Genomic DNA, 20461 nt, shown 5'->3' with positions numbered 1-20461 from the left:
TTCAAATTATCCTCTTTTTTTCAAAGAAATAACCAGTGCCAGCAATCCTGCAATCAAAGCAGCGATCGAAAGGTAAAGCGGCAAATTGTTTGTTGCCGATTTTGCTTCCGTGTCATTTGCTAGGTCTCCAGCAGCATTGTGGTCTTTGGATGGCTCAGCTGCTGCAGCTCCATGTCCGTGATCCGAAGATCCATCAGCGGGATTTACTGTTGTCACTGAAGCTGGCTTGTCTGCGTCAGGTGCCCCGATCCATTCCACTGTACTGCCATCGCTGTAGGTTTGATAGGCTTTCCAAACGATTTCAGTCGCTTCATCGCCAACTTTTCCCTGGATGTTGAATTGAACGAATTCAGTTGCTGACAGGCCTTTTTCTTCCGCTGCCCACACAACACTTGTTATTTTTCCAGTGTCATCTTTTTGCACTTCATATGTCCAGCCTGGTTTGTCTTCAAAGCGGGTGATGTTCACCTCTTCAGGGAATTTCACTTCCACTTTCGTCGTTTGGGCATCCTCTTTTTCAGAAGGAATCCGGACAGTGAAGACTTCATAATTCCCTTGTGAAGTCTCCTGAGGCTGAACGGATACATGCGCGCTTGCCGCACCGGCAAAAAGTATGATTGCACCAATCATTGCGATGCCTAAAATTAAAAGTTTTTTCATCTTGAAATCTCCTATATCTTCATTTTAATAAACAATAAAATCCTTATGAAACACCTTTTCATTATCCTCGGAATCTACTATTCGAAGCTCCGCTGTCCAGTTCCCTTCAATTGGCAGATACGAGCCATTAATCTTGAATTGGACTTTCCTGGATTGTTCGATTTCGGAAAAAGGAACTTGAATCGGTTGGATTTCAAGGTTGTCTTGATAGATTAAAAATAGTTCAATCCTTTTAATCTCCAGGTTTTCTTTCTGCGCATTTGCGGTCACTTTAAAATGATTGTAGCCAGGTGCCTTCGGTGAGATAGATGTCGTGAAATCAATATATTGATCTTCATTTTTCCAATCCAAAGGTTCATTTTCCGGAAGTGGATTCAAGTGGGTTAAGACACCAACAATCCCTAAAATGATGACCATCACACTGAAATCGATTTTCACCAGGATGCTGAGTGAACCTTCTTTTTTCTTTTTCATACTATGGCGTAAAAGTGCGCCAATCATGAACACAAGTGTGACCAGGCCAACTTTGACTAGAAGCAGTTTTCCCCATAGTGCATGGAGCAGATAATTGAGCTCCGGCAAGAAGATTAACGTGTAAGACACTCCCGTTAAAATCAGGATCAGCATGCTGATCAGAGCAACCTGCGAAAAGAATGGAAGGAATTGGCCAACGTGTTCCCTCTGCTTTTTCCAGTAGGCCAGAATATACAGGATGCCTCCTGCCCATATCGCGGCTGCGAGTAAATGGACGACATCCAGCTGCAATGACATCGAGCGGATTTCCGTTTCAAAGGCGGCAGCATGTCCGTTAAAACTCTTTGCTGACATCACCGCCAATACCCAAATCAAGTCGAGCCATTTGAAACGAAGCAGTAGCGGTAAACCTAATAGAGACAAAAGCACAGAAGCGACCAGGGACAACCCGACTGTTGTCCCTGTCAGAACCGACCCGATTTCAGTCAGTGTCCAGTGATCAACCAAATCGGATAATTGGACGAATACCAATCCCACAGTGGTGATCAACAGGGCAATTTGCAATCGAAACGCCCGCTGTCTAAAGGATGGCTTCATTTCTTTTTCCAAAGTATGTATGGCTCCCCATATGATCCAGCCAGTCGTCAGGATCATTGACATATAAAACAGGATCCTCACCGACGACTTCAATACATTAACTGCAGCCGAGCTCTCTTGCTTTTCCAGGACCTGCTGGTTAATATCCCTTTTGAAAACCGTTTCTTCCCCTATTGAGACGACATAAGAACTCTTTATGGGATGGCCATCCGCTGAAATGACACTATAGGAAATGACATAATTCCCGTCTGGCAGGTCAGGCAAAGGCTGCGTGATGAATTTTTGATTCTTGCTCATCTCCGGCTTGCCGTTGACCACCCTTTCCCCTTTTTCATTAAAAACCTTAATAGAATAGAGTTCATTTTCAAGTCTTTCATCGAAAGTCAGAACAATCTTTGCCGGGGTATCTGTTAATTCACTATCAGGGGCAGGCTCAGCCTTCTTTAGCGTCGCATGGGCAAAGGCCTCTTGGGGAACCATAAAAGTGAATATAATAAAACATAAAATAAAAAGATTACTAATGGCATTTCGATTGGACACGATCAATATCACCTGCTTTTTTCAAAACTCACATACGCAATAGTGTATCACTTGATATTATATACTATCAATACAAGGTTTATGGTAAAAAACATAGGCACAGTGCTTTTCGCTACAAAGGGACTGTTCTGCTGTCTAATGAAATACATATTTTAACTCATTATGAATTAATCCCTACATATGAAAAAAGAAGCATCGGTTACGTCCCATGCTCTGGTGAAGATAGTTGAGTAAAAAAAAGCACCGGTTTCCCCATGAACTGGCACTATACTTCTAAAGAAAAGACGGTTCTCGATTTCATGTTTGGCTATTTCACCATTTCATGAACCAGAAGAACCGTCCTCGTTCTTATTTACTTTCCTTCAAACGTTTATACTGTTCTACTATAATGTTGAAAAGTGGTGATTCCGGGGAAATCTGGGTAAAAGTTTCGATTGCTTTTTCAAACCCATTTTCCTCAATTGTGTTCTGGATTTTAACTGCCTCTTCGTCACCCTGGAAATCGTATAAGAAAGCTGCGGCTACTCCTTTTAGCAGGTTGACAGGTTCTTTGGCGACTACTTCGAAATACTGTCTTGCCGGACTTACAAGGCGGTCATTCGGACCGAGTTTCCTGATTGGGGAACGGCCGACCCTTGTCACTTCATCGACGATGTGCGAATTAGAGAAGCGCTGAAGAATCTTTTGAATGTATTTAGCGTGATCTTCAGCATTGAATCCGTACTTCTTGACTAGAAACTCGCCGCTTTCGTTCAGCGCACCTTCAACCAGCTCACGGATATGCGGGTTTTCCATTGCCTGATTAATGGTTTCTTCCCCGAAGTAATAACCAAAATAGGCTGCCAGTGCATGGCCCGTATTTACTGTGAACAATTTACGTTCAATATAAGGGACCAGGTCCTGAACATAGGTGATTCCCTTTATTTCCGGCTTACCGCCGACAAGCTTTGTTTCTTCTACTACCCATTCATAGAATGGTTCTACCTTCACCATCAATTTATCTTCATTCGTCTGGTTCGGGACAATCCGGTCGACAGCTGAATCCGGGAATCCGAACTGGCCGTCAAACTGAGCGATTTCCTCTTCCGATAACTTCTCAAATACCTTCTCTTTTAAAAGGGAACTTCCGCCAATCATATTCTCACATGCAATGATGTTCAGCGGTCTGTCAGACTGCGCAGCCCTTTTGCGCAGGCCCTCAGCTACCAATCCCGAAATCAAAGGAAGAATATTCGGCCCAATCGCAGTTGTTACCAAATCGGCCTCTGCAATTGCCTGAATCACTTGATCCGGATTCTCTGCGCTGTTGATGGCTCTGACATTCTTAATGATATCTTCTTGTTGGCCAGGCTCTGCGAGAACCACTTTATACTCATTCTTTTCATTAAGCAAATTAACAATTTCAGCGTTAACGTCTACAAAAACCGTTTCATAGCCTGAGTGATATAATAAATTCCCGATAAAGCCCCGCCCGATATTCCCAGCTCCAAAGTGTACTGCCAGCATATTAGTTTACTCCTTCAAAAATCTCTATAATTTCTTCTGGTGATTTTGCTGAAATAAGCTTTTCGATATTTTCCTCTTCAGAGCAAACGATCGCAATATTAGATAAGATGCTCAGGTGCTCATCGTTTTTGCCAGCAATACCGATCAGAAGCTTGACAATATTTCCTCCTCCGAAATCGACGCCTTCTGGCACCTGTACAAACGAAATGCCAGATTCTTTAACAAACTGCTTGGAATCCTCCGTGCCGTGCGGAATCGCTACGAAATTCCCCATATAAGTTGATGTAAGCTCTTCCCTTTCCATCATTTTTTCAATGTAACTAGGTTCGACATATCCTCTTTCGACCAGGACACTGCCTGTCAGCTTGATTGCTTCTTCCTTTGTGTTAAGAGACTTATTTAATAGAATGTTATCTTTCGTTAAAATTGATGACATGTTCATACACTCCTTAGTTGTTCTATTTTTTCGGTGAAAAATTGCTCGAATCTGGTTGATAGATAGGATGAAATTTGATTTTCATCATTAGATTCGAAAATTGCTGTACTTTCTTCACTTTCAATCAGCAACGAACTTAAATGGCTAAGCGCCTCAAGCGTTTTTTCATCAGGTTCCTCAGGAGAAAGCATCAAGAGCAGGAATCTGACTCCCATTGGGGAACCATCCATGCCAGCAGTGATGACGGGATGCTCCAGAGAATAAATCGTGAAGCTCGAGCGAATGACGCCCGGGGAACGGGCATGAAAAAGTGCCATTGCAGTACCCGGAATACCTAATCCCCCTAATTGTTCCCTTGCTTTCAGCGCATCTACCACAAGATCGATATGTTCTACTGCCTTTTTCCGGTATAGCTGTTGAACAGCCTGATTTAGGATTTCATCAGTAGTTTTCCGTTCCCTTATTTTAACCAATTCAAAACCCAAAAGAAGTTTTGAGATCGTTTCACTATATTTTTGAACAGTTTGCAGTTCTTCAATGAAATTTATTGCGTTTTTTGTCTTTCCAGTTTTTTGGCTCGAAAAAGGAAGACTGCGATCGGAACGGTTGATGATTTTATATTTATTGATGAAAGAACGAATCTTTTCAATTTCGTCCTTGTTCAGCATTGGACTGACAATGATGTAGTCATTGTAATCAGGAATTGGAATCGTCGAAATGACGAGCTGGTAATCAGATTGCTTCAACTTTTTGAATTCCATGACTGATACATTTTGGACATTCTTCAGCTCCGGAAATTCCTTTTGCAGTCTGGTGACAAGCATTTTAGATGTGCCGATGCCGCTCGAGCAGATGACCAGTGTTTTAAAGTCAGCAAGTTCCCTGCGCCCCAGTACTGCTGCACCAAAATGCATGACAAGGTAACCAACTTCCTCATCAGGAACATGATGTTCCGGGAAAACTTCCTCTACCGCCTGTTTAACGATCGAGAACAGTTTAGGATAATCCTTTTTAACCTTCTCTGTTAAAGGGTTACTGATGCCCATCCCCTGTTTGATACGGTACATCGCTGGCTTCAAATGCATGACCAGCCCTTCAAATAATGAATGGTTCGCCGATAGTTCTGTTTCTACTTTTTTTTCAACATAATCAATCAGGTGCTTCGCCTTTAGCGCAACCTGCATGTTTGATTCTTCCATCAGATACTCATTATCATGTCTTAGCTTCGCGCCCTTAAGGTGCATGGTGATGTATGCCACTTCTGCTTCAGGAATTCCGATATTGAAAACCTGCTCCAATTGGGCAACGATTTTTTCGGCGAATTTATATTCCTTTGAGGATTGCTGATCCTCCATATAAGATGGATTAATGGCAATTCCTTCACCTTTTTGGATTCTTTCGATTGCCAGAGCAAGATGGACAACCAGTCCAATATAGGCACTGTCCGCCATTGCAAAAGGCAGCTCCTGTATGATGGAATCCACTACTTTTTCAACAATCAGCAGCTTCTGCTTTTCGACCAGGCCCAACAGCCTATCAGAAATTGTGTTCAATTGCTGGGTTGATCGCTTTTGGATGGTCTCCCTTGCAAGGGAAAGGATTTCTGATTCATCCAGATGAGCCGAAATCAGGTATCTCATAGCCCGCCTTTTTGCAGCTTCGTCTCCCTCAAGTTCGACTCCATACCCTCTTTTTCTAATCAGGCTCAAACCGAAGGATTCCAGCTTGTCCTCTAATTTTGATAAATCTGTGCTGACAGTGGCAATCGTGACGTTAAGGTCATTGGCCAGTCCGAGCAGCTTCACCGGACCCTTTGTTTCCAACAGTTCACACAGGATGATTGTCTGCCGTTCGTCTGGAGTATATTCTGTGTGAAAAAGATTAAACAGGAAAAGCTCCAATTGATGTATTTTCTCTGGGTCACCAGATATTTGGACGCCGACCCCAGCTTTTTTCAGCAAGGTAAGCTCATATTCCGCCAGGATATCTTCTATATTTTTCAAATCCCGATGAACGGTCCTTCCGCTTACACCAATCCTGTCTGCGAGATCTTTCACTGTCATTTCTTCTTTTTCAGTCAGCAAGATTTCTAAAACCTGTCTCTCTCTTGCTGAAATATACATAAAGGTCACCCCCGTCTGATGAAATCCAACTCCTCTTAGGTTGTTGACAAAATTGATATTTCATACTGACAATTCTATTTTAAAATGCAAAATCCCCTTATACAACAAATGATAAACGAAAATTAGTCAATTGAGTTGTTGACAAGATTTAATAAGTTAAAAGCCCAACCACAACTGGCTGGGCTCTTTACTTATTTTTTCAGTGAATTGATCAATTCATCATATTTAGGACTGTTCAGGAAGTTTTCAACAGAAATATGAGTAGCATTTGGCAGTTTTGCCTTCGCACGGTCTGTCAAATCTTTATGTGTAATAACAATGTCTGCGTCCTCTGGAAGATTATTAATCGCAGTATTGATGACTGTTTGATCAAGTCCTGCTTTTTGGACTTTATTTCTTAGGATTCCAGCGCCCATCGCACTTGAACCCATCCCTGCATCACAGGCAAACACGATTTTGTTGACATCAACAGCTTTCACTTCAGCAGGCTCACTTGTTAATGCAGATGAAACAGAGCTCTTCTTGCCTTTCATTTCTTCCATTTTAGCTGCAGCTGCAGTCAAATCTTCCTCTGTCGCCTTGCTTGTTTTCAAGATCAGCGATGCAACTGCGAATGAAACGGCTGCGGCTACGATTACACCAGCAAGAGTTGCGAAATAACCGCCTTTTGGTGTCATCGCAAGTAATGCGAAGATACTTCCTGGTGATGGAGCTGCCACTAGACCTGCATCAAGAAGATTGAATGTGAACACTCCGCTCACACCACCCGCGATTGCAGCAAGGATCAGCATTGGCTTCATCAGGATATACGGGAAGTAAATCTCATGGATACCACCAAGGAAGTGGATAATGACTGCACCAGGTGCTGTTTGTTTTGCTGTTCCCTTTCCAAATAACCAGAATGCAAGCAGGATACCCAAACCAGGTCCTGGGTTTGTTTCAAGCAAGAACAGAATTGATTTCCCAGCATCTGCTGCCTGGTCAATTGCCAATGGGCTTAAGATACCGTGATTGATTGCATTGTTTAAGAATAAAACTTTTGCTGGTTCGATAAAGATGTTAGCCAATGGCAGCATTTTTGCATTGATAATCGCTTCCACGCCGCTTGCAAGTACATTGCTTATTCCTTGTACAACTGGACCGATTCCCTTATATGCCAATAAAGTTAAAAGGCCGCCAAGAATACCAGCTGAGAAGTTATTGACAAGCATTTCAAAACCAGATTTTACTTTTCCATGGATGGCCTGGTCAAACTTCTTGATCACCCATCCGCCAATAGGTCCCATGATCATTGCGCCAAGGAACATGGGAATATCCGTACCGACGATGACACCCATTGTTGCTGTCGCACCGACTACACCGCCTCGGACATCATAAATCATCTTACCGCCAGTATAACCAATCAACAGTGGCAGCAGGAATGTGATCATTGGGCCAACCAGCTTTGCCAGATCCTCATTCGGAAGCCAGCCAGTCGGGATGAATAATGCCGTAATCAAGCCCCATGCGATAAAGGCTCCGATATTCGGCATCACCATGCCGCTTAAATAACTACCAAATTTTTGTATCCTTACTTTGACATCTTGTTTATTATCAACAGATTCATTCATCTAGATTCCCCCTCCAATTAGAAGAATTAACTTTATAGTTTTATATTAAAGCGTTTACAAATCTGTTTCAATTTAATGAAAAGTGCATTTTGGCAAAAGGATTGTTGACAAAATTAAAAAGGGACCAAAAAGCCTAATTCAAAGAATGGCTTTTTGGTCCTTTATGATCATTATTCAACCGTCACCGATTTGGCTAGATTGCGCGGTTTATCAACATCGCATCCCCTGTGAAGAGCTGCGTAGTAAGCAATCAATTGCAGTGGAATGACTGAAATAAGCGGAGTAAGCACCTCATGTACTTTCGGGATGACAAAGCTGTCTTCATCCATATTCAGCCCCTTCATGGAGATGATACAAGGGTTTGCTCCTCGCGCTGCCACTTCTTTGACATTCCCGCGGATACTTAAATTCACACTCTCCTGGGTTGCCAGGGCAATGATTGGAGTGCCTTCTTCAATCAAGGCAATGGTTCCATGCTTTAATTCTCCACCGGCAAAGCCTTCAGCCTGAATATAGGAAATTTCCTTCAGCTTCAGGGCTCCTTCCATACCGACAAAATAGTCGACGCCCCGGCCAATGAAGAAGCAATTAGGTGTTACTGACAAGAACTCAGTCGCGATTTGTTCGAAAATTTCCTTGGAATCGCAAAGGACTTCCATAGCATTCGCGATGATCCCAAGTTCTCTTAAAAGCTCAAACTTAACTGGAATTTGACGGCTCTGCGCGGAAACATCCGCTAAGATGGCCAGAACAGCAAGCTGTGCTGTATACGCTTTGGAAGAAGCGACAGCAATTTCAGGGCCTGCATGCAGGAGCAAGGTAAAATCCGCTTCGCGTGATAAAGTTGATCCCGCAACGTTCGTTATCGTTAATGCAGGGTAACCTAATTCTTTCACTTTTACAAGCACAGCGCGGCTGTCAGCTGTTTCCCCGCTTTGGGAAATAAAGATGAACAACGGCTTTGCAGACAGCAAAGGCATATTATAGACAAATTCGCTGGCAATATGGACTTCAACCGGCTTTTTAGCAATCGTCTCAATGAATTGCTTTCCTACCAGTCCGGCATGATACGATGTCCCCGCAGCAATAATATAAATACGATCCGAATCATTCACTGCATTTACAATGTTGGGTTCAATCGTTAACTTTCCCTCTTCATTTTGATAAGTCTGGATAATCTTCCTCATCACCAAAGGCTGTTCATCAATTTCCTTTAACATGTAATGCGGATACGTACCTTTCTCGATATCCGTCGCATCAATTTCCGCGAGATAAGGTTCTCGTTCAATGCTTTCTCCATTTCGATCCTGAATCCGCACTTGATCAGCTTTTACAATGACCACTTCTTTATCCATAATTTCCACATATCTGTTCGTAACCTGGATCATCGCCATAGCATCGCTGGCAACCACATTGAAGTCATCGCCTAATCCAACGAGTAACGGGCTTTTATTCTTTGCGACATAAATCGTTTCATCGTCCTCATTATCGATCAGTGCAAGCGCATAGGATCCTTGAAGCAGATCAAGCGTTTTCTGGAAGGCTGTTAAAACCTCCTGTCCTTCCGAAACAAAACGTTCCATCAACTGCACAATCACTTCGGTGTCCGTTTCACTGGCAAAAGGAACATCACTCAAATACTCACGCTTCAACAAATCGTAATTCTCAATGACTCCGTTATGAACAAGTGTAAAACGCCCTTCAGCGCTTTGATGGGGATGCGAATTCACTTTACTCGGCACACCATGTGTCGCCCAGCGAGTATGGCCAATCCCCATGGAAGCGTCAATATTCTCATCTACGATCGCTCTTAAATCAGCAATCCGGCCCTTTTCCTTAAAAACATGAACACCCTCGCCATTCATGACAGCAATTCCGGCGGAGTCATATCCCCTGTATTCAAGCTTCTCGAGACCCTTCAATAAAATTTCCTTCGTATCTTTATTCCCAATATATCCTACAATTCCGCACATGTTTGTATCCTCCAATGAAGGAGCAGAACGCTTTAAGGGCTTTTCTGCCCCTGTAATGTTTCGCATATCCTTCTCTTTGTCCAAAGGGTTGCCCCCTTGTTTTAAAGAAGAAATTTCGGCTGTGCGAACCAACCGAGAGGCATCCGCCGAACGTTCGATAAACCTCTTCCTCGTCAACTAACCCACTCCCAGGGTTAGTCCAGGCGCTTTCACATTCTCAAACCTTCACAACCCACCTTTCTTTATATGATGTAAAAGAACATCTTAATACTACCCGATAGCCTGACTTCCTACAATGCAGTTCATTAATTCGTCAATTTTCATAATTCCTGGCACAGCCACTATAGAGTAGTGTGACAAGTTATGTCATCATACTCCTGCTCCCTAAGGCAGCAGGACTTAACCTACAGCTTCAACCATATAGAGTAAAATGAAGCTGGCAGACGTGAAAAGAAGATCATTTTCTTTTAGACAGAGGGACGGTTCTGTAGTCTCACACCCTTAAGTGTAATGTATTCCCCGACCCTCATTAAAGAAACATGATGTACAAAAATACCTGTGTAATTGACTCCGTTTCGAGTCGTCTACACAGGTTCTTTTTTGGATATTTCCGCGATTATGGTTTGATTCTTGCCGTTCCTTTTCGCTTGATACAAGCTGTCATCTGCTGCTTTGAAGAAGTTTTCCTTACCGAGGCCCAACACTAATCGTGACATTCACGCTGGCCCCAGTTTATGATTGAAACGCAACAGAGAAAGTGAAATGGCTCTTAATAGACAATTTATCCCCTTCGCATACGGAATTACTAATCAATTAAACCTGTAAAAAATGCTAAATGACCATTCCATGAGTTTGGGAAAAAGTTACCTGAACGATGTATTCATCGACTTAAAGGTGTGAAAATAGGCGCAAAAAGACGGACTTAAGAGATTACTAGATAAAAATAGAAAGCGGCTCGCCTTTTTAATCAGTTCTTATTGATAAAGCTTTCCTCCGGCTTTTTTAAATTCCTCTGCTTTTTCAACAAGTCCCCTCTTGATTGCGTCCTCCGGCTCTAGCTTATGCTCTTTTGCATAGTTCCGGATATCATGGGAGATTCTCATGCTGCAGAATTTAGGTCCGCACATAGAACAGAAGTGAGCAGTTTTTGCACCTTCAGCCGGCAATGTTTCGTCGTGGTATTCCAATGCGCGTTCAGGATCCAATGAAAGATTGAACTGATCTCTCCAACGGAATTCAAAACGGGCTTTCGACAGGGCATCGTCCCTTTTTTGCGCTCCAGGATGGCCCTTTGCCAGATCAGCGGCATGGGCGGCAATTTTGTAGGTGATCACACCCTCACGCACATCGTCTTTGTTCGGCAGTCCCAAATGTTCCTTTGGCGTTACGTAACAGAGCATAGCTGTACCGTACCAGCCGATCATCGCAGCTCCGATCGCAGATGTAATGTGGTCATATCCCGGCGCGATGTCAGTGGTTAGCGGTCCTAGTGTATAAAATGGAGCTTCCTGGCAAATCTCCAGCTGCTTATCCATGTTCTCCTTGATTAAATGCATCGGAACATGCCCGGGTCCCTCAACCATTACCTGTACATCATGCTTCCACGCAAGCTTCGTCAACTCCCCAAGTGTTTTGAGCTCAGCAAATTGGGCCTCGTCATTGGCATCAGCAATCGATCCCGGGCGCAAACCATCTCCCAGAGAGAAGGCCACATCATATGCCTTCATGATTTCGCAGATTTCTTCAAAGTGTGTATAAAGGAAGTTTTCTTTATGGTGATGAAGGCACCATTGTGCCATGATCGAACCGCCTCTTGAGACAATTCCGGTCAATCGTCTGGCAGTCAGCGGAACATACCGCAACAAGACGCCTGCATGGATGGTAAAGTAGTCAACCCCTTGCTCAGCTTGTTCAATCAGGGTATCTTTGAACACTTCCCAGCTAAGGTCCTCAGCAATGCCATTCACTTTTTCAAGCGCCTGGTAAATCGGAACAGTGCCAACCGGAACAGCTGAATTCCGGATAATCCATTCGCGTGTCGTATGAATGTTTTTTCCTGTAGACAAATCCATGATTGTATCTGCACCCCATCGGGTAGCCCACGTCATTTTTTCCACTTCTTCCTCAATGGACGAGGAGACGGCCGAGTTCCCAATGTTCGCATTTATTTTGACATGAAAGTTCCTGCCGATAATCATGGGTTCAGTCTCAGGATGATTGATATTGGAAGGAATGATGGCCCTGCCCCTTGCCACTTCAGATCTCACAAATTCCGGGTCCATATTCTCCCGTATCGCTATGAACTCCATCTCCGGCGTAATGATTCCCTTTTTGGCATAATGCAGCTGGGTAACATTCTTCCCTTCCTTCGCCCTCAATGGCTTACGCGATAGGTCCGGAAAAACCTTATCATTTGCCCGCGGGTCATGCTCACTTGAGTATCCATTGTCCTCGGGCTTTATTTTCCGGCCCTCATACGCTTCAACATCCCCTCGTCTCTGAATCCACCTGCTCCTCAGTGGAGGAAGACCCTTTCTAAGATCGGGTGTATAAGCAGGATCCGTATAGGGACCGCTCGTATCATATACGCGAACCGGCTCATTGGTTTCCTCTCCAAAAGATCCGCTGGTCGGACTTAATTCAATCTCTCGCATCGGAACCCTAATATCAGGCTGCGAGCCCTCCACATAGACTTTTTTGCTCCCAGAGAAGCTTGCCATAATCGAAATGCTGTCCTGGTTTAATGATTTTGCTGTTTTCACTGATCATCTCTCCCTTTTTTAAAATTGAGGGACGAGATCTGGCACCTGGGAAGTTCCCTAGTATGTAAAAAAGCCGGCCCACATAAAGATGGACCGGCTTTAACCGCGAATGTCTCTGCACAAAAAGACTGTGCACTTGTCAACTTCCCCACGCTGGTATGATCCAGATCAGGTCCAAAGAGTCAAGGAACTTTAACGCGTCCCTTTCTCAGCCCAAGCTATTGGGCACCCCTAGTTATTGCTATTCAGTTCCCTTCGAGTATACACAATACGAAAAATAAAGAAAAGTTTTTTAAGCAATAGAGTGCTTATTGCCTATATGGACAATAGAACACACTTTCAAGGAGTTTAGCTAAAGAAGCCCTTAGACAAATACCGACCAAATTCTCCCTCTTCCTTAGAGAGTACAAATAATTACATGAAATTCTATCATTATTCTAAAAACATGAAGACGATTAACACAGCTTCGTAAAGGCTGGTTGACTTATGTTATTAATCATTTTTAAAAAATCCCTCATTTCAAGTTCATACAGTACCTCTTCTGTTAGAAAGCCATATAAAAAATAAGTTTTACGATAGGGGTGTAGGGTATAAAAATATCGAATGCTTATCACGCGATTAGGACATTGTTTTCGGAAAAATAATGGTTAACTTTGATACTTCTGAAAGGAGGAACCACAATGGCATAAATGGCTATTTTGCGCAGCAGTTCTTGCGGGTATCATTACACTTGCCTATTGGGCTGCCACAGGTGATTTCGAATTTGCTTTGGAACGAATGGTTACTGTTTTAATTATCGCTTGCCCCCATGCACTTGGTTTGGCGGGTCCTTTAGTAACATCACGGTCAACCGCCATAGCAGCGAAAAAGGGATTGTTAATTCCTAATAGAGTGGCATCCGAAGGGACATATAAAGGAGTTCGGATTGTTTTTGATAACACGGGGACACTAACCGAGGGAAACTTCGGAGTAACAGATATTTTTCCTGTCCAGGGAATAAGTGAGGAAGAACTTTTAACCCTGGCATATTCAGTTGAAACCCAATCGAACCATCCTATTGCAAAGGGAATTGTATTGATTAAAAAATCCAAATAGAAGAAAGGATGATTTTTAATGAAATCCAATAAATTTTTGTCCATTATAATCACTCTGATTATGGCTCTCGTTTTATCTGCTTGTAACGGAAACAACAACACTTCAGCTCCACCTGAAAATAACGCAGATAAAAAAACGGAAGAATCCAATGAACATATGGAAATGGATCATTCAAGTTCAGGTGAGGTTCCCGAAGAACTAGAAGTTGCGGAAAATCCAACCTACCCGGTTGGGAGCCAAGCTGTCATGCACGCAAAACATATGAAGGGAATGGACGGGGCAGTTGCAACCATTGCAGGAGCCTATAATACAACAGTTTATTCGGTTTCCTATACTCCTACAAATGGTGGTGAACGCGTAGAGGACCATAAATGGGTCATTCATGAAGAAATTGAGAACGCAGGCAAAGAACCATTCAAGCCTGGCGATGAAGTCAAATTGAATGCAGACCATATGAAGGGGATGAATGGAGCCACTGCTGTAATTGATTCAGCCGAAGAAACAACGGTTTATATGGTAGATTTCAAAAATACTGAAACAGGTAAAGAAGTAAAAAACCATAAATGGGTCATAGAAAGTGAACTATCGCCGCAGAAATAAATTTTCAATAACAAAAAATCCCTCTCTTAATGGCCAGGTACTTTCCATTAAGAGGGGATTTTTTTACATATGCCTGAATCCAGGAAGTCCAACAACACGGGTGCATTCCTAAAAAAGGCAAAAAGGCATGAGATTAACGCATCTGCTCCGATAAATTATTGTAATCCTCCTGCAGCAAAAATAACTTTAATGCAGGCATGTGATTCTCCCTTCCAATACCACAATAAATGACACAGTATTGGGTTTCTTAGTTACTTGGCAACTCGATAATAAAAGTACTTCCTTCATGATCTTTACTATCTACTTTAATATGGCCATCATGCAGCTTGACAACAGTCCAGACAATCGAAAGCCCAAGTCCTGTTCCCTCGGTTGTCCTTGTTCTTGATGTATCTGCCCGATAAAAGCGATCAAAGATCCTCTCTATTTCTGTTTTGCTCAATCCTATTCCTGTATCTTCAAAGATTACTGCGATCATTTCCCCTTTTTCTTCAATCGATATGTCGATACTGCCGCCAGATTGATTATATTTGATGGCATTCGTCAATAAATTATCCCAAACAGTATTCAGGAGAGAAGGGTCTCCGTTGATTTCAATGTCTGGTAAGGTGTAGCTGAGCATAATATTTTTTTCATTTACCAGCCATTGATAATTTCGCAGCAATTCCTTAATTTGCTGGCCCACATTATAACGTCTTTTTTTCAATATATCCTCATTACGATCTAACGAGGCAAGGATTAATAGTTGTTTGGTTAAAGTAGACAGTCTTCTGATTTCACCATTAATAATCGAAAAGTAATGGCCTCTTTCTTCTGCACTGACTGACTTATTTTCCAATAGATTTGTATATGCTTTTATATTGGAAAGAGGGGACTGGATATCATGCGAAATGTTCGAGATGAACTCCTTTCTCATGTCTTCCATTTGCTCCAATCTTCTTGCCATCCGTAAAAAACTATGTGAAAGTTCTCCTAATTCATCATGGCGAGTGATCTCGAGTTCAACATTAAAGTCGCCATTCGAGAGTGATTTTGTGGCAGTTGTTAGTTTCGAAATAGGTTTGACCAAATACTTGGTACTGACCAGTACGATGACGATACTTAACATAATCGTGATTAAAAGCATCCATCCAAATAAAAGATGCATCTCATTAAAAAGAAATTTGATATCAGGCCTGACGAAAAGAGCATAATTCACTCCATTATGTGTTAACGGAACACCGATTGTATTCTTTAATTCATTTGCAAAAAAGCCCGTTACAAACGTTTTTTGCGGAAAATGAAGAATACCATGATAATCATTGCCGTTTAATACGGACTCTTTCGTTGAGGCTGAAAGACTTTTGTCCCTGAACGATGAGCCAAAGAAAGATTCTTCCCCAGAATGGTCAACCAAGTAAATCTGATAGCCAATATCAGAAATATTCCCCAGGTACTCGTTCAGGTTGGCATCAGGATGCTCGTACGTGTACCTGGCAATCGAATGAGCAATCTTTGTGATTTTTTGATCGTTCTGCGGCTTCAAATTTTGCTGGTAATAAGCATTGGATACGATAAAGGCCAGGATACTGCTAAAAACCATGATTCCGATCGTAATGACAACAAACTTCACATAAAGAGATTTCATTGGCGCTTAGCCTCCAGTGAATAGCCGACACCACGGACTGTTTTTATTTGAAAGTCATCTGTCAGTTTAGAAAAGCGCTCTCTTAACCTTTTTATATGCACATCAACCGTCCGCTCATCACCTTCATAATCCAAACCCCAGATATGTTCAATCAAATGGTCCCTGGTAAACACCTGCATCGGTTTGGACATGAGAAAATACAAAAGTTCAAACTCCTTTAAAGGAAGAAGATTGTCCGTTTTCCGATTGTTACTTCATAGCTTTGTTTGTTGATCATTGTACTGCCGATGCGGAGGATGGATTCATCTGTTTTATGATCATATCGGCGCAGCAGAGCTTTAATCCGGAAACTTAACTCCTTCGGTTCGAAAGGTTTAACCAGGTAATCATCCGTACCTGCCCGGAATCCTTGCTCTTTATCCTCAATTTGACTTTTAGCCGTTAACAGGATCACTGGAATATTAAACTGGCTTCGAATTTTTTCAGTCAATGTATAGCCATCCATAAAAGGCATCATCACATCAACAACGGCCAGATCACATACTTCCTTATTAAGAATGTTCAGCGCTTCGAGTCCTTCCTTTGCCTTGTATACTGTATAACCCTGTTCAGATAAATGGATAGTTAAAAACGTTAAGACATTCACATCGTCGTCAACAATCAAGATATTCGCCATATTCAGATCTCCTTGGGTAAAAAGTTGCCGTCCACTTTTATTTCGTCACAATAAGCTATGATTCAAACAAAAAATAGCCTGGCGCAATAAGCCTGGGCTGTTTTTTGTGATAAAATACTGCTTTTCTCATTTTGCAATTTGGCCATCACTCATTTTAATGATGTGGTCAGCGTAACGAAGCATTTCCTCATCATGAGTGACCATTAAGGTAGTAATATTTAATGTCTTGGTTAAATCTCTGATTAATGTCATGATATCTTTAGATCTCTTTGAATCCAGGCTTGCAGTTGGTTCGTCTGCAAAAAGAACTTTAGGCTTATGAATGATGGCACGGGCAATTGCCACCCTCTGTTTTTCCCCGCCTGATAAGGAAGATGGATAAGCATTTTTCCGATGTTCCATTCCCACCAATTCCAGAATCCGTTTAATTTCTCTTTTTTGTTCCCGTTTCTCTAACTTTGCTTCCGAAACATCTAACATCAGCATGAGTTGTTCTTCAACGGTCAGGAACGGGACAAGGTGTGCAAATTGAAAGACAAAACCGAATTTACTTGCCCTTATTTTTCTGACCTGCTCTGGACTCATGTCCGTCAAATTTTCGCCTTCAAAAATAACATGTCCTTCCGATGTAGGCTGGAGGCCAGCAGCAATTGTAAGCAGCGTACTTTTACCAGAACCGGATGCACCCACTAAGGCGATTATTTCTCCTTCTTTAAGTGAGAGGTTGATTCCTTTTAGTATTTCTTCTTCGACTTCCCCATTCGTAAACGTCTTTCTCACTTCATCAATTTGAAATAATGCCATTTTACACCTCTCCTTGTTGTATCGCGTGTAGTGGTTCGACTTTTTTAATTTGAATACCAGACAATGTAGCTCCGACAAATCCGATGATCAAAAATACTACAGACAATTGTGCTATTGTCTCGATTGGCAAACTGAAAGGCATCTCTTTTGGTGCAATCATATTGAAGATTTGGCTGAATGCAATAGACAAAACAAGTGACGTTCCTGTAATAAAAATCATTTGTGCCCACATCATTCTGAATAACTTACTAGTTTTCAGGCCGATTGCTTTTAAGATGCCGTACAAGCCAATCTTTTGAACATTCATCATATAGAAGAAGATCGCGAACAGCATTCCACTGATTACGACTAAGAACCAGACAATCATGTTAAGAGACATTTGTTCCGCATTATAACTTGGAATACTATTGAGGAATTCTTTCTTAGAAAATGACTGCAAACCATTCACTTCTTCTGCTTGATCCTCACCAGGTGCGAATACTAATTGCATTTCCTCTACTCGATACATTTCTTTGTAGTTCTCTATATTAATGAAAGCAACAGGTGCATGGCTGAACTTCGTTTGTTCAACAAAACCTTTTACAATAAACTCGCCACTGAATTGATTGTTCGTCAACGTATCCCCAACTTTTATTCCCTTATCCTCCATTGAACGATCCAACCAAACTTCGCCGGCTTTGATATCCTTAAATAAGTTTGATTTGGTTGAAGTTACAAAAGCCACGCTTTGCTGTTTTCCCTGCTCATCATTCAAAAAGCCCATTTGGATCGAAAGTGCCATAGCATCTTTCTGATCGTTCAGTAACTTTTCCTGAACATTGCTATCTATTTTAGACAGATTAAAGGTTTCATCCGCCTCTGCATTCATGTAAAAATACCCGTCTGGTAAATCTTTGATTAAGGACGCATTATCCTGCGACAATCCATTTGCTAAACCAGAAATAATAAAGGTTAACAAACTAACCAGAAAAACAATCGAACCTAATATTATAAATCTCACTTTATTTTTCTTCATTTCTTTCCAGGCAAGGTTCATCATTACATCCTCCATTCTCTCTTTGACTTCCTTAGAATAAACCTCTTATATGAATGGACGATGAACGGGATGTTACATTTTAAGACCTGGATTAACAAGGACATTGTGTCCCCAAAAATCGATTTCCTGATTAGGAATAAGATGACTCTCCCCCTGCATGTTTCGCTCTTACTTAATTAAAAAAGCATAAATTCTTCGGGCTATATTTTTGGTTAGCGAACCTAAAAATATGTTAGTATCGTGGGGAAGTTTTTTTCTACCGAGCTGAAGTCTTTATGGAAACGCGGGCATAGCCAGGTATTTTCATTTTCAAAATAAAAAAAAGAGCATGCATCGATGCTCTTTTACCACCTATATCGGTTTGTAAGAAGTAACCTACTCCTTTTTAGCTGGCATCTGTCAGCCACCTTCAATGCAAGTAGCGCTTGAGCTGCCGACAACAAGATTGAGCTCTGATAACAAGGCAGATAGAACCGACTCTTGTACCAGCGTACCCAGTGTTTTTTCAGAGATTGGGACATTGTATTTTTTAAAGGTATTCTCTGTGTTTCCCCACACTTCAACAATTGCTTTTGGAGACATAGTTGATTGAATTACCACCTCTATCACTCCCTCTTTTACATTGTACCACTCTCTATTTCTATAGAACATACAACTTTATTTTCCCTGAAACTGCTTTTTCGATTTGAAATAGCTACTAATTTCTCACACGAAATCTCACAAAAAACAGGCTTAAAATCAAATAAAACAGACCACTCCGTCTCCTGCGGAATAGTCTGTTTTTTAACTGCTGCTTTTACCCCATCAGAAGGGAACCCGTTAGGATGGACATGCTGTCCATTAACATAAGCGACAAGCTGTACTGTCAAAAGCAGCCTGCCCTATTTAACTTGATGGAGCATTTTTTCAAGATGCTTGACCGTAGGAGTCAGATTAACAAGAAAATAGGATTCTCTTAATCTTCTTGATGGCGCACTGTACTTCAGATAACCCGCTCCGCCTTGATGAAGCATGCTGCCATGAGCAGCTTTTGAAGTTAGATAGGCAGTACGCAATCGTAATTGAAGGAGGTCTTTCCATTGTTGCAAGAGAGTCTCTCCGCCAGCAAGCTTATATGTTTCTTTACGGATTTGCTCTAATTCTTTTTCTAGATCATCAGGCTGAATGGAAAGATAGTCATTGCAGCCTCCCTGCTTATTGCAAACCTGACGGATGGAAGCGATCGATGCCTCTGTTACACCCAGACCAAGCGGGATTTGATATAGGACAAAGGCCGGCCTGATTTTTTCAATGAATGTATCCACATCATGCGAGACAACCCATTTCTCAGGAATTGTCACTTCATCGAATGCACATGAATAAGTGGCACTGCCGTTCACGCCTAAATACTCAAGCTTTGCTTTCAAAGTAAGTCCCTCTGCATGGCAAGGAACTACTGCCATCATTCTTTGATCGGGGCTAACCTCTGCAATGATCCCGAACCAATGGTCCTTACCCAGATTTGAAACAGAAGGCAATTGCCCATTCACCCTATATCCTTCATTCGTTTTCGTCGCTTTTAAATGCAATGTTTCCAGCCCGGCATAATACTTCATCGGATTGGAAAGCCCGGTCCCGCCCAGAAGCTGGCCATTTTCCAACTGAGGTAAAATTTCTTCCTTTAAGTACCTATTATCACTATTTCGGATATAAGTTAATGATGCAAGGTGGCACCAAAGGTTAAAACCAGTTGTCATGCAGACTTTAGATACTTCTTCTACCACATGGACTTCTGTTGAAAAGTCTACCCCAGTATCGGAATTCAAGAATCCAGCTTTGCCAATGCTTTTAAGAAATTCCTCCGCATAATAGGCTTCAGCGTCAATCCTGCGCACGAATGGCTTAAGCTGTTCCTGGATTAAGACCGCCAAACTCGTCATATCTTTCAAAGCTTCCCTCTCCC

17 protein-coding genes, 1 pseudogene and 1 riboswitch are annotated in these 20461 nt (G+C 42.0%); of the genes and pseudogenes, 2 read left to right on the top strand and 16 right to left on the bottom strand.

Features of this window, described 5'->3' with window-relative positions; translation table 11 throughout:
• Positions 1-6: 6 nt before the first annotated feature.
• From QNH36_RS03515 to thiC, 9 genes are all read right to left on the bottom strand, one after another.
• Positions 7-660, bottom strand: coding sequence for a YcnI family copper-binding membrane protein (locus QNH36_RS03515; RefSeq protein WP_283904704.1), 654 nt, complete (start codon positions 658-660; stop codon positions 7-9).
• Between the two features lie 24 nt (positions 661-684).
• Positions 685-2271 (bottom strand): copper resistance CopC/CopD family protein, encoded by a 1587-nt coding sequence (locus QNH36_RS03510; RefSeq protein WP_283904703.1) that lies wholly within the window; start codon positions 2269-2271, stop codon positions 685-687.
• 348 nt (positions 2272-2619) lie between these two features.
• Positions 2620-3777: a mannitol-1-phosphate 5-dehydrogenase gene (locus QNH36_RS03505; RefSeq protein ID WP_283904702.1), complete on the bottom strand. Its 1158-nt coding sequence runs from the start codon at positions 3775-3777 to the stop codon at positions 2620-2622.
• Position 3778: 1 nt separating this feature from the next.
• Entirely contained in the window at positions 3779-4213 is a 435-nt protein-coding gene (locus QNH36_RS03500) for a PTS mannitol transporter subunit IIA (protein WP_481825301.1), read from the bottom strand.
• A 2-nt stretch (positions 4214-4215) separates the two neighbouring features.
• A complete protein-coding gene (locus tag QNH36_RS03495; RefSeq protein ID WP_283904700.1) occupies positions 4216-6336 on the bottom strand; it encodes a BglG family transcription antiterminator in 2121 nt (706 codons plus the stop codon).
• A 191-nt stretch (positions 6337-6527) separates the two neighbouring features.
• Positions 6528-7946, bottom strand: coding sequence for a PTS mannitol transporter subunit IIBC (locus QNH36_RS03490; RefSeq protein WP_144475422.1), 1419 nt, complete (start codon positions 7944-7946; stop codon positions 6528-6530).
• A gap of 170 nt (positions 7947-8116) precedes the next feature.
• Positions 8117-9919 (bottom strand): glutamine--fructose-6-phosphate transaminase (isomerizing), encoded by a 1803-nt coding sequence (glmS, locus tag QNH36_RS03485; RefSeq protein WP_283905369.1) that lies wholly within the window; start codon positions 9917-9919, stop codon positions 8117-8119.
• A 584-nt stretch (positions 9920-10503) separates the two neighbouring features.
• Positions 10504-10635, bottom strand: coding sequence for a hypothetical protein (locus QNH36_RS03480; RefSeq protein ID WP_283904699.1), 132 nt, complete (start codon positions 10633-10635; stop codon positions 10504-10506).
• A gap of 258 nt (positions 10636-10893) precedes the next feature.
• Positions 10894-12639: a phosphomethylpyrimidine synthase ThiC gene (thiC, locus tag QNH36_RS03475; RefSeq protein WP_283905368.1), complete on the bottom strand. Its 1746-nt coding sequence runs from the start codon at positions 12637-12639 to the stop codon at positions 10894-10896.
• Between the two features lie 170 nt (positions 12640-12809).
• A riboswitch (TPP riboswitch) is annotated at positions 12810-12924 on the bottom strand.
• Between the two features lie 534 nt (positions 12925-13458).
• Here thiC and QNH36_RS03470 point away from each other — a divergent pair.
• Positions 13459-13776 carry an HAD family hydrolase gene (locus QNH36_RS03470; RefSeq protein WP_481825315.1) on the top strand — a complete coding sequence of 106 codons (318 nt, stop codon included), beginning with the start codon at positions 13459-13461 and terminating at the stop codon, positions 13774-13776.
• Between the two features lie 18 nt (positions 13777-13794).
• On the top strand, positions 13795-14376 hold the full coding sequence (locus QNH36_RS03465; protein WP_251543461.1) for a YdhK family protein: 582 nt from the start codon (positions 13795-13797) through the stop codon (positions 14374-14376).
• Between the two features lie 247 nt (positions 14377-14623).
• Here QNH36_RS03465 and QNH36_RS03460 read toward each other — a convergent pair whose 3' ends face one another.
• From QNH36_RS03460 to QNH36_RS03430, 7 genes and pseudogenes are all read right to left on the bottom strand, one after another.
• Complete coding sequence (locus QNH36_RS03460) at positions 14624-16003, bottom strand: sensor histidine kinase (RefSeq protein ID WP_283904698.1); 1380 nt, start codon at positions 16001-16003, stop codon at positions 14624-14626.
• Positions 16000-16679, bottom strand: a pseudogene (locus tag QNH36_RS03455) (response regulator transcription factor). The gene QNH36_RS03460 and the pseudogene QNH36_RS03455 overlap by 4 nt, the downstream one beginning before the upstream one ends.
• A gap of 126 nt (positions 16680-16805) precedes the next feature.
• Positions 16806-17483, bottom strand: coding sequence for an ABC transporter ATP-binding protein (locus QNH36_RS03450; protein ID WP_283904697.1), 678 nt, complete (start codon positions 17481-17483; stop codon positions 16806-16808).
• Between the two features lies 1 nt (position 17484).
• The gene (locus QNH36_RS03445; RefSeq protein WP_283905367.1) at positions 17485-18519 is read right to left on the bottom strand and encodes an ABC transporter permease; all 1035 of its coding nucleotides are present in this window, start codon (positions 18517-18519) and stop codon (positions 17485-17487) included.
• A 399-nt stretch (positions 18520-18918) separates the two neighbouring features.
• Positions 18919-19119, bottom strand: a complete 201-nt coding sequence (locus QNH36_RS03440) for a hypothetical protein (protein WP_144475428.1) — start codon at positions 19117-19119, stop codon at positions 18919-18921.
• Positions 19120-19136: 17 nt separating this feature from the next.
• On the bottom strand, positions 19137-19388 hold the full coding sequence (locus tag QNH36_RS03435; RefSeq protein ID WP_144475429.1) for a hypothetical protein: 252 nt from the start codon (positions 19386-19388) through the stop codon (positions 19137-19139).
• A gap of 12 nt (positions 19389-19400) precedes the next feature.
• Positions 19401-20438 carry an acyl-CoA dehydrogenase family protein gene (locus tag QNH36_RS03430; RefSeq protein WP_144475563.1) on the bottom strand — a complete coding sequence of 346 codons (1038 nt, stop codon included), beginning with the start codon at positions 20436-20438 and terminating at the stop codon, positions 19401-19403.
• Between the last annotated feature and the right edge of the window lie 23 nt (positions 20439-20461).

Source organism: Mesobacillus sp. AQ2 (genome assembly GCF_030122805.1).
GTDB classification, from domain to species: Bacteria; Bacillota; Bacilli; order Bacillales; family Cytobacillaceae; genus Mesobacillus; species Mesobacillus oceanisediminis_A.
Note: the sequence above shows the minus strand (reverse complement) of the source record. Positions and strands in the feature narration are given on the sequence as shown.